Raw genomic sequence first — 13017 nt, forward strand, 5'->3', positions numbered from 1 at the left:
CTTCACGGTGGCGCACTCGTTGACGCTGGGGGCCGCCGCGCTGGGGTGGGTGGTGTTGGACGGCGCCCAGGCCCGGTGGGTGGAGGCCGCCATCGCCGCGTCCATCATCTATGTGGCGGTGGAGAACCTGGTGCTGCGCGAGCACCGGCACCGGGTGCTCGTCACCTTCCTCTTCGGGCTGATCCACGGCTTCGGCTTCGCGGGCGTGCTGGCCGGCTACGGCCTGGGCGAGTCCGTGGTGACGGCGCTGCTGGGCTTCAACGTCGGCGTGGAGCTGGGGCAGGCGGTGGTGGTGGCGGTGCTGCTGCCCGTCCTCCGCATGGTCCAGCGCCGTCCGGCTTTGCACACGAGGGCCGTGAGGGGACTGTCCATCGGAATCCTCGCGGCTGGTGGGTACTGGATGGTTGAACGCGCCCTCGGTTGAATCCCTCGCGAGGCGTTCCTACGTTGGCGGATTGAAGGTAGGGAACAGGGGGACGTCGATGGGTGCGAGGCATACCCGGTTGGCCGCGGCGCTGGCCGCCGCGTGGGAGGCGGAGGTCGTCTCCGCCCGGCGGATGACGGCGCTGGCGGAGCGAATCGCGGATGCGAGGGTCCGGGCACGGCTGATGGTGTTGGCCGCGTTCTGCCGGGCTCACGCCTCGCGATTGCTCGCACGGCTGGCCGCGCTGGGCCGCGGTCCACTGCCGGTTCCTCCCGAGGACATCGAGCTGGATCCGGATACGTTGCTGGAGCTGCGCCGCGAGGGGGCCTTTGCCCGCGCGTCGGCCGCGCGCTACGAGACGACCGCGGAGCTGGCCCGTCAGCAGGCGGACCTCTCCTCCGCGTGGGTCTGCGAGCTGAACCGCACCGAGGAGCAGGACCGCTCCCGGGAGCTGCTGTCCCTGGCCGAAGGGGCCCTGGGGCCCGTGGTCCACGCCGACGCGCCGGCCAGCGCCGTCCCGGGTGACTCCTGAGGGAATGACACGGGTTTCTCGCTCTGCCGGTGACAGTGGCCGAGCATTGGGCGTAGAAATCCATTCATGGCGAAGGAGAGCTACAACGACCTCATCTTCCAGCTGGGCGACCTGGCGCGGGACAGGTTGCCGGGCAAGCCCACCTGCCCCCGTTCCATGGACCGCGTCTACCGCGCCGAAGAGGCCGTGGTGGCGCGCCGGGATGAACTGGCGGCGCTCGAGCAGGAGATGAACGACGAGGACGCGGCGTATTCGGACTTTCTCGCCGTTCAGGGCGAGGAGCGGGCGAAGCACGCCGCCATCGTCAAGAAGTGGAAGAAGGCGGTGGACGCCATCGACGGCAAGGTGAAGGACCTGCGCAAGACGCTCGCGTCTCGCAAGGCCGAACAGCGCTACGCCGAGGACGGCCTGCTCAAGCTCGAGAAGAAGATCAGCGACATGGAGCTGATCGGCGAGTCACCCGAGAAGATCGAACTGGCTCGCGGCAACCTCAAGAAGAACCGGCTCCAGCAGATGCGGGTCGGTCGGCAGTTGGAGGATCTGGAGTCCAACCTGGCCACCGCCCTCACGCCCGTGCCCGGCCAGCCCGGCGCGGCCGGCATCCTGGCGCACAAGCGCCTGCTGGAGATGGAGGACGAGGAGGAGGAGCGGAAGCTGGACCACGAGCACCGCATGGCGGAACTCGACCAGGCAATCGCCGCCAAGGAGGAACAGGTCCAGGCCTCGGAGGATTATCTGGATCAAGCCCTGTTCCTCCTGGGCGAAGACGTGTATGCACAGCGCATCAACGATGCGCAGCTCGCACCGTTCTACCCGCGGTTGGATCGCGCGCAGTGAGAGAGGCATCCGCCCGTAGTGCTTGACGGCGGGGACCTGTCTGCTACATTGCGCCGCTTCCTGGCGACCGCGGGGACGCGTGCAGTCCAGGTCATTGAACTTATTGGGTTTTTCCGCGCCACCAGCGCGCTGGCAGTGAGGACGACGTGAAGGGTCTGATTGGCAAGAAGATCGGCATGACCCAGGTGTTCAACGATGAGGGCAACCTCGTCCCGGTCACGGTGATCGACGTGGGCACCTGCCAGGTCGTTGGCAAGCGCACCCCTGAGAAGGACAACTACTCGGCGGTGACGCTGGGCTATGGTGAGATCCGCGAGAAGATTCTCAACCTGGCTGAGCGGGGCTTCTTCAAGAAGGCCAACGCGCCTTACCGCCGCCACCTGAAGGAGTTCCGCGTCACGCCGGAGGAGGCCGCCTCCTTCAACGTGGGCGACGCCGTCAAGGCGGACATGTTCACCAAGGGCGAGCTGGTCGATGTGACCGGCGTCACCAAGGGTCGCGGTTTCGCCGGCGTCATGCGCCGCTGGAACTTCAAGGGTTCGCAGACGAAGACGCACGGTACGCACGAGTATCAGCGTCACCCGGGCGCCATCGGTCAGCGTAAGACGCCGGGCCGCGTGTACCCGAACAAGAAGATGCCCGGTCACTACGGCGTGGATCAGGTCACCACCCAGAACCTGACCGTGGTGGACGTGGACGTGGAGAAGGGCCTGGTGCTCGTGAAGGGTGCCGTCGCCGGCCACAACAACGGCGTCGTCTACATCCGCCCCAGCATCAAGGTGGCCATGCGCGCGCAGCACAAGGCCGCGCGCGGCGCGTAGTTCGCTGCTGAGCGTCTGAGCGCTCGAAACGCCCCGCTTCCGGGCCCGATTCGTCGGGCATCCGGGCGGGGCGTTTGTCTTGCAGGGCAGGGAGGCGCGCGGTTTCCGCGGGTGGGCAGGTGTCCGCCCCGCGTGACGACCCGCCTGCCTGCTTCATCACGTCCCGTGCCACGGCATGCCCCGGAAACGTTGACCGGTGGGCGTCCGGTGGGGGCGACCGTGAAAAGAATTCCGACTCCTGTCCATCTCGGCTTGTCGGTCGTGGAAGCCGTGCGCACCTCCAGGCACCACGAAGGAGTCTCAAGCGTCAGGTGACGCGGACTCCGTGGCTCGGGGAGTTCCTTGTGCTCCCGCTCATGGCGGCCCACCCCACGGGCCGGGCAGGATTATGATCGCACGCACGCTCTGCGTCTTTGCTTCGTTGGCCGTCTCGCTGGCGGCGCCGGTTGCCGCGGCACAGGATGACGAGAACGTCCTGGACAACGTCGTCGTCCGCAACCGGCTGTACGAGCCGGGCGGCAAGTTGGAGGTGTCCTTCGGCGTCGGTCTGCCGCTGCAGACGCACCTGACGGCGCACTACGTCTTCAACGCCGGCGTGGCCTACAACCTCTTCGACACCTTCGCGGTGGAGGCGCGGGCCGGCTACGCGGCCAGCCGTCACACGGGCCTGGCGCGCTCCATCTCCGAGAGCTTCCTCAACCGTGAGGACAAGCGCGTCACCGACGAGCTGGAAGACCTCTGGCAGATGAACCTGCACGGGGTGGCCGGCGTCCGCTGGGCGCCCATCTACGGGAAGCTCAGCCTGTTGTCCGACCTGCCGGCCCACTTCCAGGCCTATGTCTGGGGCGGCGGCGGGCTGGGCTCGTTCAAGCGCAACTCCGTCATCCAGTGCACGCAGGTGGTGAACCGCGACCTGGGCATCTGTGACAACCGCACGTCGGTGGATGATCGCGGCTCGGCCACCCAGGACTTCTGGGTGAATGAGTCGCGAGTCGCCCCGGTGGTGTCCGCGGCGGTGGGCTTCCGCTTCTTCATCCGGGACACGCACGGCGTGCGCCTGGAGCTGCGCGACTGGGTCTTCCGGGACAACTACCGCGTCAACCTGATGCGGGATGCGTGGGAGGCGGGGCAGGCGACGGGTGAGCCCGCACGCAGCCCTGGCCTCACGCACCTGGTGCAGTTCGACCTTGGCTACACCTTCTCCTTCTAGGTCCACCTGACTATGCGACCGTTCCTGTCCCTCGCGCTCCTTGTCGCCACGGCCCCACAGGCCGCGCCGCGCGTCCCGGCTCCGGCCTTCGCGCTGGCGCAGGTCCAGCAAGTGCCCGCGCCCGGTGCGGAGACGTCCGTGCCGCCACCGTCCGCGCCGCCGCAGTCGTTTCCGGAGGCTCCTGTCGGCCCTTCGTCCCGGCCCGAGCCGCGGGTGCCCGCCGAGGCCGCCGAAGCGTCCGCGCCGCCCGCGGGTGTCCGCTCCAACGCGGCCCCGGCGCAGGGCACCGACGAGGTTCCCGCCAGCGAGCCTTCCCGTGTGGCCGCCCCCGCGCCGGAGCCCGCTACCGAGCCCACGCCCACCGTGGAGACGGACTCCGCGCCCGCGGCGACGGGCGTGGCCGGGCAGGAGGCGCCGCCGGTTCCCGATGACGCGCCGGTGCTGGCGTCCGACGACCTGGACTCCGATGCGCCGCGCACGACGGACGCGCGGCAGCAGCGGCTGGTGAACGGCGCGCCGCTCTACAACCCCAACGTGTCGGTGCACATCGTCCAGAAGAAGCGCTTCGCGGACGAGGGCCGTCACGAGCTGACGGTGTACCCGGCCACGGTGCAGGTGAACGGGAAGTACACCCACCACGCGGGCACGGCGGCGCACTACACCTACCACCTGCAGGAGAACTTCGCCCTCCAGGTGATGGGCCAGTACAACTGGTATTCGAACGAGAGCGCCTTCAACCTGGAGCTCATCGACAAGGTCCGCGAGCAGGCGCAGGCGGCCTCGTCGCTGCTGCTGGTGTGGGGCGCGCACGCGGGCGTGGAGGTGACGCCGCTCTACGGCAAGTTCGCCTTCCTCAACAACTCGCTCGCGCAGTTCAGCGTGGTGCTCAGCGGCGGCGCGGGCGTCGGCTCCACGCGCCACCTCATCCGCCCCGAGGTGACGAACGAGGTGGAGGGCGAGTCGTTCCGGGTGCCCGCGCGCTTCGGTGACACCGGCACCAAGTTCATGGGCTCGGTGGGGGGGGGCTTCCGGCTCCAGTTCGGCGAGTCGTATGCGCTGCGCGTGGAGGTGCGGGACCTCATCTACACCGCGCGCGTGGACCGGGTGGACGGCTGCAACCTGGCGGACTTCGAGGCGCTGGAAGCGGCGCGTTCCGCCAACCAGGACTTCGCCTCGCTGAACCTGAGCGGCAGCTGCCGCTACGAGAAGTTCGACGGCGTCGACCCGAAGACGCGGAAGAACTACCGCGAGGACATCATCCTGGGCCGCGACCTGGTGGCCGAGCCGTCCTCGGACGTCCTCAACAACGTGAGCTTCTACGCCGGCTTCTCTGTCCTCTTCTGATGCGCAGGAAGGCCCGAACCAGCATGAAACGACTGCTCAGCCTCTTCGTCGCCCTGGCGCCGCTCGCGGTGTCCGCCCAGCCTGATTCGGGTGGCTACAACCGCGCGCTGGCCGCCTTCAACGCCGGTGACATGGACACCGCCGCGCCCCTCTTCTTCGAGCTCGCGGAGCGCGCCTCCGACGCGGAGGTGAAGGGCAAGGCGGAGTACTTCCTCGGACAGGCCCTGGCCCAGAAGGGCCTGCCCGTCGCCGCCTTCATCACCTATGCGGCCATCGTCAACGCCGGGCCCTCGCACCCCTCGTACCTGCAGGCGGTGGAGGGACTGGTGGACATGCAGCAGCAGCTGGATGAGCACAACCTCATCCCCAGCATCCTCGCCCAGGCCTACACCGACGACGTGCGCGACCGCTGGGTGACGCTGCCCAAGGAGGTGCTCGCGCGCATCAACTACCTGGTGGGCACGGTGAGCCAGCGCAAGAGCCGCTTCGAGGAGGCGCGCGCGCTGCTGGAGGCGGTGCCCCAGGACAGCCGCGTGTACGCGAAGTCGCGCTACCTGCTCGGCGTGGTGCTGGCGGACCCGCGCTTCCCGGGCCGTCCCGGCGAGTCCTCCGTGCTGGACAAGGACGCGCTGGCCGCCTTCAACGCGGTGCTGGCCGCGAAGGAGGGGCAGCTGGACCTGCGCGCCACGCAGCACCTGGCGCTCATCGCCCTGGGCCGGCTCCACTACCGCCGCGGCGAGTACGCCGACGCCAGCGCCGCCTATGAGCGGGTGCCGCGCTACTCGCGCTACTGGGACCAGGCCCTCTTCGAGAACGGCTTCGCGCGCTTCCAGAACGAGGACTTCGGCGGAGCGCTCGGCAGCCTCCAGGCGCTGCACGCGCCGCAGTTCACCGGGGCCTTCCAGCCCGAGTCGTGGATCCTCAAGGCGACCGTTTATTACTACTCGTGCCTCTACGACGAGGTGAAGACGACGCTGGCGGCCTTCGACGAGCTCTACGGCCCCATGGAGACCCAGCTGGAGCCGTTCACCGGGGAGGACGTGCCGCTGGTGCAGTCCTTCAACCTGGTGGCGGCGGAGAACCGCCGGCTGCCGCGCCCGGTGTACCTGTGGCTGCGCAACAACGAGCGCATCCGTGAGGTGATGCGGATGCTGGAGCGCGTGGACAACGAGAAGCGTGCACTGGCGAACGGACGCTGGCGAGGCACGCCGCTGGCGGCGCAGTCCACCGCGTCGCTCGAGGAGATACGCGGGACGCTGCTCCAGGTGGGCGGCACGCTGGCGCAGCGCCGCATCCGTGAGGCAGCGGACAATCTGCGGACCTTCTCCGACCAGGCGGAAATCATCCGCGTGCAGACGGCATTGGATGAGAAGGACTTGCTGCAGGCCGGCGTGGACCAGAAGGCGCTGCTGAAGGGGCAGTCGCTGTATCGCCCGAAGATGCCGGGCGCGGCCTGGAACTACTGGAAGTTCCAGGGCGAGTTCTGGATCGACGAGATTGGCTACTACCAATACACGCTGAAGCGTGGCTGCCCGGCCAAGACGGCTGAACAGCTGCCGTAGGCTCCCCGGCGCCGCTGTCACGCCTGCACCTGTCTTGAGGGGCCTCCTCCACGCGACGCCGCGTGGAGGCGGCCCCTTCGTCGTTGTTGACAGTGCGCAAGCACCGCTCCACCGCCACTTCTCAATCCAGAAGTGCGCATCTACTTTCCGTCGTCCCTCGTCAGTGGGTGCTGGATTGCCCGCATGCCGGGTCGGCTTCACGGCAGGAGCTCGCATGAAGGTGGTTCTTCGTTTCGGTGCGCTGGCGGTGGGCGCGGTGCTCATCACCGGCGGGGTGGGAGAGGCGGCGGAAACGCAGGCCCGCAAGGGGGGAAAGAAGCCCGCCGCGGCGTCCGCGTCGAAGATCTCCGGTGCGTCCAGCAAGGCGGGGGGGAAGAAGAAGGCCGCGAAGGCCCAGGCCGACCGCAAGGCAGCGGAGAAGGCGCCGCCGCCAGGGGTCGCGCCGGAGGACGTGCGGCAGGGCCCCGCGCGTGTCCGGCCCGCGGCGGCGAAGTTCGCGGAGCTTCCCCGCATCCCGGACGCCAGACGGGACGCGCTGGCGGACAAGAAGCGCGACGAGGCCATCGCCGCCTTCAAGCGCCTCATCCCCAAGCTGCGGGACGGCAATCCGCAGAAGGCGGAGATGCTCTACCGCCTGTCGGAGCTCTACTGGGAGAAGTCGAAGTACCTCTACGAGTTGGAGATGTCGCGCTTCCTCGCGGCGGAGAAGGAATACGACGCGTCCGTGGCGCGCGGTGAGAAGGTGGCGGCGCCCAAGCAGGACCACGCGGGCAGCGAGCGCTACCGCACGGAGACGATGGGCATCTACGAGGACATCCTCCGCGCGTACCCGGACTATCCGCAGCGCGACGAGGTCCTCTTCTCCATGGGGTACAACTACTATGAGCTGGGACGCCGCGAGGACGCGGTGGCCCGCTACGAGGAGTTGATCCGCGACTTCCCCTCGTCGCAGTTCGTGCCGGACGCGTACATCCAGCTCGGCAACCACTACTTCGAGAACAACAAGCTCATCCCCGCGAAGCAGAACTACGAGAAGGCGCGGGACTCGGGCGTGCCGAAGATCTACGCCTACGCCGTCTACAAGCTGTCCTGGTGTGACTACAACACCGGCGACTACGAGCCAGGCCTGAAGAAGCTCCACGAGGTGGTGGACTACGCCTCGAAGAGCCCCGAGCTGGGCGACCTGCGCACCGAGGCGCTCAATGACCTGACCGTCTTCTACGTCCAACTGGACCAGCCGAAGCAGGCCATTTCCTACTTCAAGGAGAAGGCGCCAGCGCAGCGCGTGGGCCGCCTGTTGGCCAAGACGGCCGCGGGCCTGGTGGACGCGGGACACTTCGACAGCGCCATCCTCACGTACCGCACGCTCGTGGATGACGAGCCCATGGGCGCCAACGCGCCGGAGTACCAGCAGGCCATCGTCCGCGCCCATGAGGGGCTCCGCCAGCGCCAGCAGGTCCGGAAGGAGATGAAGCGGATGGTGGACCTCTACAGCCCCGGTGGCCAGTGGTGGCAGGCCAACGAGGACAAGACGACCGTCCTGCGCAACGCCTTCAACGTCACCGAGGAGGCCATGCGCGTCATGGTCACCGAGTACCACCAGGAGGCGCAGAAGACGCGCCAGGTGGAGACCTACCGGCTGGCGCGTGACATCTACAAGCAGTACGTGGATGCGTTCGCCTCCAACGCGAACCCGGACTTCGTGGCGGACTCCGCCTTCAACCTCCGCTTCTTCTACGCGGAGATCCTCTGGGCGCTGGAGGAGTGGGAGGCGGCCGCGGCCGAGTACGACGCCGTGGTGGCCTTCCAGATTCCGGACCGCGACACCGCGCGCGAGGTCTCCAACGAGACGTACCGCAAGAGCGCCTCGTACAACGCCATCCTCGCCTACGACAAGCTGGTGAAGATTGAGCGCGGTCAGCTCGCCAGGAGCGACCTGCGCGCTGGCCAGAAGGTCGACGAGAAGAAGGACAAGGGCGACGTCGCCAAGCAGAAGATCGTCAAGCGCGACGCGAAGGACCGTCAGGAAGAGGCGCTCACGAAGTTCGAGGACCGGCTGGTCGCCGCGTGCGACGTCTACGTGAAGCTGTATCCGAACACGCAGGACGAAATCGACCTGCGCTACCAGGCCGCCGTCATCCTCTATGACCGCAGCCACTTCGTGGACGCGGCCCGACGGTTCGGCGAAATCATCGAGAAGTTCCCCGAGGAGCGCCGCTCGCGCGACGCGGCCGACCTCACCATGTACGTGCTGGAGAGCCGCGAGGAGTGGCTCGAGCTGAACACGCTGTCGAAGAAGTTCCTGGAGAACAAGAAGCTCTCCAAGCCTGGAACGGACTTCGCCGTGCGCGTCAGCCGCGTCGTCGAAGGCAGCCAGTACAAGTGGGTGGACGAGGTCGTCTACAAGCAGGAGAAGAACCCGAGGAAGGCCGCCGAGGAGTTCCTCCGCTTCGTGTCCGAGTTCCCCAAGTCGGAGAACGCGGACCGCGCGCTCACCTACGTGATGATCATCGCGCAGGAGGCGGGCGAAATCGACAAGGGCCTGGCCGCGGGCGAGCGCTTCCTCAAGGAGTACCCGCGCAGCCCCTTCGAGCTGAAGGCGCGCTACTCGCTGGCGGGCCTCTACGAGAAGGTCGCCGAGTACCGGAAGGCCGCCGTCATGGCGGAGTCCTTCGTGGCCAGCTACGACGCCGCGATGAAGGCGGACGCCGCCAACGGCAAGCGCAAGGCGACGAAGACGACCGCCAAGGCGCACGTCCCACCGGGCGCCGAGGACGCGGAGTCCAAGCATCAGCGGCTCTCCGCCGAGCGCAAGGCGCTGCTGGACGAGGCTGGTGGCTGGGTGGCGGACGCGCAGTTCAACGCGGGCGTCTGGTGGGAAGGCGCCGGTGAGCCGCAGAAGGCCGTGGCCGCCTACAACACGTACGTCTCCCGCTTCAAGGACCGCAAGGACGTGCCGCAGGTGGCCTTCGCGGCGGCGCTCGCGTGGGAGAAGGAGAAGAAGTGGAGCGAGGCGGCCCGGGCCTTCGGCGTGTTCGCGGAGACGTACGGCCGTGACTCGCGCTCCACCTCCGCGCAGGTGTACCAGGCCCGCTACCACGAGCTGCTGGCGTACGAGCAACTGAAGAACGCGCGCGAGCAGGAGCGCGTGCAGGGCGTGCTGGTGCGGGCGTGGAACCGGCTGCCGGAGAGCGCGCGCAAGGACACGGCGGTGCTCAATGCCTACGGCCACGCGCGCTTCCTGTCGCTGGAGCCGGCGTGGAGGCGCTACACGGGCATCCGCTTCTCGCGGGTGAACACCATCCGCCGGGACCTGGCGGCGAAGCAGAAGGAGATTCTGCGGCTGGAGAAGGAGTACCTCGCCGTCCTGTCCACCGGCTCCGGTGACTGGGGCATCGCGGCGCTCACGCGCATCGGGCTGGCCTACGCCGACTTCGCGCGCAACATCATGGACTCGCCGGACCCGTCGGGGCTCGACGAGGAGCAGCTCGCCATGTACCGCGGCGAGCTGGAGAACCTGGCGCTGCCGCTGGAGGACAAGGCCTCCGAGGCCCTGGAGAAGGCGCTGGAGAAGGCCTACGAGCTGGGGGTCTACAGCCCGTGGACCCTGGCCGCGCAGGACCAGGTGAACCGCCTGCGTCCGGGCGCCTACGCGCAGGTGCGGCAGGTGAACTACCGCGGCAGTGACACGCTCGTCCGGTCGGACCTGGTGCGCGTGCTGGAAGGCGCCACCGCGACGACGCCAGTCCCGGCGGATTCGTCGAAGCCTTCGGATGACGAGGCGCAGGCACCCACGGCGGCGCGCGGGGAGGTGCTGCGATGAAGCCGTTTCGCATGGACTCCTTTCAGGTTGGGGTGGGGAAGACGCAGATGACCTGGTTCCGTTCGCTCCTCGTCGGCTCGCTGGCCTTCACGGCGGCGTGCGCGTCGGGGCCTCAGAAGAAGCAGACCGCAGTGCCGGAGGTGACGCCGCCCGCGGCGCAGCGGCCCGCGCCGAAGCCGGTGACGCCGCCCACGCAGAAGTCAGGCAGCGCGGAGTCCGCCTTCGCGGCGGCGCTCCAGTCCTATGAAGCGGGGGACCTGGACGGTGCGCGCAAGGGCTTCGAGGCGGTGGTGGCGGTGCTGCCGCAGAGCCTCAACGCGCAGTTCAACCTGGGCGTCATCGCCGAGCGCCAGGGCCGCCCGGATGACGCGCGCGTGGCCTACGAGAAGGTCCTCCTGCTGGACCCGGCGCATGTGCCCTCGGTGGTCAACCTGGGCGTCATGTACCGGGAGCAGGGGCGGCTGGACGAAGCCATCGCCTTGTTCGAGCGGGCGCTGAAGACGCCTGGACGCGAGTACGACGCGTCGCTGCTCAACAGCCTGTCCATCACCTATCGCGTCGCCGGAAAGCTGGACGAGTCCGAGGCCGCCGCGCGCCGCGTGCTGGTGCGCAACAAGGACAACCCGGGGGCGTACAAGAACCTGGCGCACGTGGCCTACGCGCGGGAGAAGTACCGGCTGGCGGAGCTGCTGGCTGGTAACGCGCGCAAGCACTCGGAGAAGGATCCGGCGCTCTACAACCTGCTGGGCATGGTCTACCTGAAGCTGGACGACCGGGCGCGCGCGCTGGTGCAGTTCCAGAAGGCCATCTCCCTGGACGCGAAGTTCACCCCGGGCTACCTCAACCTGGGCGCCCTGGCGTTGAGCTACCGCGACTACGTGGGCGCCGAGCGCTCCTTCGGCAAGGCCGCGGAGCTGGAGCCGGGCTCGCCGGACGTGACGCTGTACCTGGCCTGGGCGCTGGACGGACAGAAGGGGCGCGATCCGAAGAAGGGGCTGGCCGCGGGTGAGGCGTTCGAGAAGGTGCTGGCCACCCGCGCGGACCTCCCGGAGGCCGTGTGCGGCGCGGGCTGGGCGTATGCGTCGGACCGCGCGGGCTGGCAGAAGGCCATCACGTTCCTGGACCGCTGCAAGGGGCTGGAGACGACGTCCGACAATGACAAGCAGATGATTGCCGCCAAGGTCAAGGGCCTGGAGAACATGCTCAAGGCACCGGCGCCCGAGGCCGCGCCCGCCACCGCTGAAGGTGAAGGCGCTCCGGCGGATGAGGCCATCGGCGGCGGTGGTGCGCAGCCCGCGCAGGGCACGGATGCGATGCCCGCGGACGACGCGACGGGTGGCGCAGGCACCCAGCCCGGGGATGACGCGATGGGGGGCACCGGTTCCGAGCCCACTCCGGACGGCGCTCCGGCGGGGGATACCACGGGCGGGGAAGCTACGCCCGCGGGCGAGTAGCGCGGCTGCCCTTGGAAGCGAGACGCAGGACTCCGCGGCGTTGCCACTCACGGAAGTGGCAACGCCGTCTTCGCGACAGGGGCCGGTGCGAGCCAGCTGGCGCTCGCCAGCCCCGTGGGCGGAGGTGAGGTTGGACAGGCGTCCGGGGCATCACCCCAGCGGGCAGGCTGGAGTTCTGGCGAAGAGGGACGGAACTTTTTTCCTCTCTCCAGGCTGCAACATCCGGATGAGTCGGCGAGCTCCCCTGGATTCAAGGACTTGAGGTTGGATCGCGCTGTGCATTGGGAGGTTGGGCATGAGGCGACTCGTATCAGCGGTGGTGGTGCTGGGCCTGTGGGCGGCGCCCTCGGTGGCGATGGCGCAGGAGTCGAGAGACACGGTGAAGGTCATCCAGGAGGAGGACCGCACCGTGTTCCGGAAGAAGACGGTCATCGACTTCACGGACGTCGCGGTGGAAGGCGAGCTCACGAAGCCCGAGGGCTCGTACCTGCTCCACCGGAAGAAGACGGACTTCCAGAGCCTCATCAAGGTCCGGGACAACTTCGATCCAGAGTTACAGAAGTCAGTCGACAACCTCTAGCGGCAGCGGGCGGCGGCAGTCGTTCTAAGGGCGGAAGGGAAGAGGGAAAATCCTCATGGCGGCGGCGAAGAACAACGGCTTGACGCTTCGGATCACCGGGCCGGATGGCTCCACGGCGGAAGCCGTGTCGGAGGCCGAGAGCGTCATTGTGGGGTCGGGCGCTCAGGCAGCAGTGAAGATTCAGGACCCGCGGGTCTCGAATCTCCATGTGATGCTGAAGGTGGACAAGGATGGCTCGGTGACGGCCATCGACCTGGGCAGTGAGGGCGGCACGGAGGTGCGGGGACAGCGGCTCGTCCTGCCCACGGCGCTCAACCCCGGGGATGTGTTGATGGTGGGCGGCAGCCGGGTGGAGGTGCTCTTCGGGGCGCCCCAGCCCGAGCGTCCGCTTCCCGCGGGTGCGCGGGTGGCGGGGCCGGTGTTCCAGGGG

The 13017-nt window shown here is 68.4% G+C and carries 11 protein-coding genes; all 11 read left to right on the plus strand.

The genetic code is table 11. The annotated features are described in order from the left end of the window. Positions 1-424 (plus strand): HupE/UreJ family protein (locus HV824_RS31500; protein ID WP_176424898.1); only part of this gene is annotated, 424 nt, incomplete at its 5' end. A gap of 58 nt (positions 425-482) precedes the next feature. Next, positions 483-956, plus strand: coding sequence for a hypothetical protein (locus HV824_RS31505; RefSeq protein WP_163783978.1), 474 nt, complete (start codon positions 483-485; stop codon positions 954-956). Positions 957-1022: 66 nt separating this feature from the next. Then, positions 1023-1793, plus strand: coding sequence for a hypothetical protein (locus HV824_RS31510; protein ID WP_163783977.1), 771 nt, complete (start codon positions 1023-1025; stop codon positions 1791-1793). Positions 1794-1939: 146 nt separating this feature from the next. Beyond that, complete coding sequence (gene rplC, locus HV824_RS31515; RefSeq protein ID WP_163783976.1) at positions 1940-2614, plus strand: 50S ribosomal protein L3; 675 nt, start codon at positions 1940-1942, stop codon at positions 2612-2614. Between the two features lie 388 nt (positions 2615-3002). Next, positions 3003-3824 carry an outer membrane beta-barrel domain-containing protein gene (locus HV824_RS31520; RefSeq protein ID WP_176420851.1) on the plus strand — a complete coding sequence of 274 codons (822 nt, stop codon included), beginning with the start codon at positions 3003-3005 and terminating at the stop codon, positions 3822-3824. Positions 3825-3836: 12 nt separating this feature from the next. Next, positions 3837-5168 carry an outer membrane beta-barrel domain-containing protein gene (locus tag HV824_RS31525; protein ID WP_176420850.1) on the plus strand — a complete coding sequence of 444 codons (1332 nt, stop codon included), beginning with the start codon at positions 3837-3839 and terminating at the stop codon, positions 5166-5168. 23 nt (positions 5169-5191) lie between these two features. After that, positions 5192-6730 (plus strand): tetratricopeptide repeat protein, encoded by a 1539-nt coding sequence (locus tag HV824_RS31530; RefSeq protein ID WP_176420849.1) that lies wholly within the window; start codon positions 5192-5194, stop codon positions 6728-6730. Positions 6731-6944: 214 nt separating this feature from the next. After that, complete coding sequence (locus HV824_RS31535) at positions 6945-10553, plus strand: tetratricopeptide repeat protein (RefSeq protein ID WP_176420848.1); 3609 nt, start codon at positions 6945-6947, stop codon at positions 10551-10553. Continuing rightward, the gene (locus HV824_RS31540) at positions 10550-12007 is read left to right on the plus strand and encodes a tetratricopeptide repeat protein (protein WP_176420847.1); all 1458 of its coding nucleotides are present in this window, start codon (positions 10550-10552) and stop codon (positions 12005-12007) included. The genes HV824_RS31535 and HV824_RS31540 overlap by 4 nt, the downstream gene beginning before the upstream one ends. Positions 12008-12302: 295 nt before the next feature. Beyond that, complete coding sequence (locus HV824_RS31545) at positions 12303-12587, plus strand: hypothetical protein (protein ID WP_176420846.1); 285 nt, start codon at positions 12303-12305, stop codon at positions 12585-12587. Positions 12588-12642: 55 nt separating this feature from the next. Next, positions 12643-13017, plus strand: a 375-nt coding sequence (locus tag HV824_RS31550) for an FHA domain-containing protein (RefSeq protein ID WP_176424899.1), incomplete at its 3' end; no start/stop codon positions are given.

It is taken from the genome of Myxococcus sp. AM009 (assembly GCF_013372605.1).
Taxonomy (GTDB): Bacteria; Myxococcota; Myxococcia; order Myxococcales; family Myxococcaceae; genus Myxococcus; species Myxococcus vastator.

Excerpts from the sequence above, each read along its gene's own strand:
- HV824_RS31520 (WP_176420851.1), top strand. The coding sequence starts at position 3,003 with ATGATCGCACGCACGCTCTGCGTCTTTGCTTCGTTGGCCGTCTCGCTG.
- HV824_RS31530 (WP_176420849.1), top strand. The coding sequence starts at position 5,192 with ATGAAACGACTGCTCAGCCTCTTCGTCGCCCTGGCGCCGCTCGCGGTG.
- HV824_RS31505 (WP_163783978.1), top strand. The coding sequence starts at position 483 with ATGGGTGCGAGGCATACCCGGTTGGCCGCGGCGCTGGCCGCCGCGTGG.
- HV824_RS31510 (WP_163783977.1), top strand. The coding sequence starts at position 1,023 with ATGGCGAAGGAGAGCTACAACGACCTCATCTTCCAGCTGGGCGACCTG.
- HV824_RS31540 (WP_176420847.1), top strand. The coding sequence starts at position 10,550 with ATGAAGCCGTTTCGCATGGACTCCTTTCAGGTTGGGGTGGGGAAGACG.
- HV824_RS31535 (WP_176420848.1), top strand. The coding sequence starts at position 6,945 with ATGAAGGTGGTTCTTCGTTTCGGTGCGCTGGCGGTGGGCGCGGTGCTC.
- HV824_RS31545 (WP_176420846.1), top strand. The coding sequence starts at position 12,303 with ATGAGGCGACTCGTATCAGCGGTGGTGGTGCTGGGCCTGTGGGCGGCG.
- HV824_RS31525 (WP_176420850.1), top strand. The coding sequence starts at position 3,837 with ATGCGACCGTTCCTGTCCCTCGCGCTCCTTGTCGCCACGGCCCCACAG.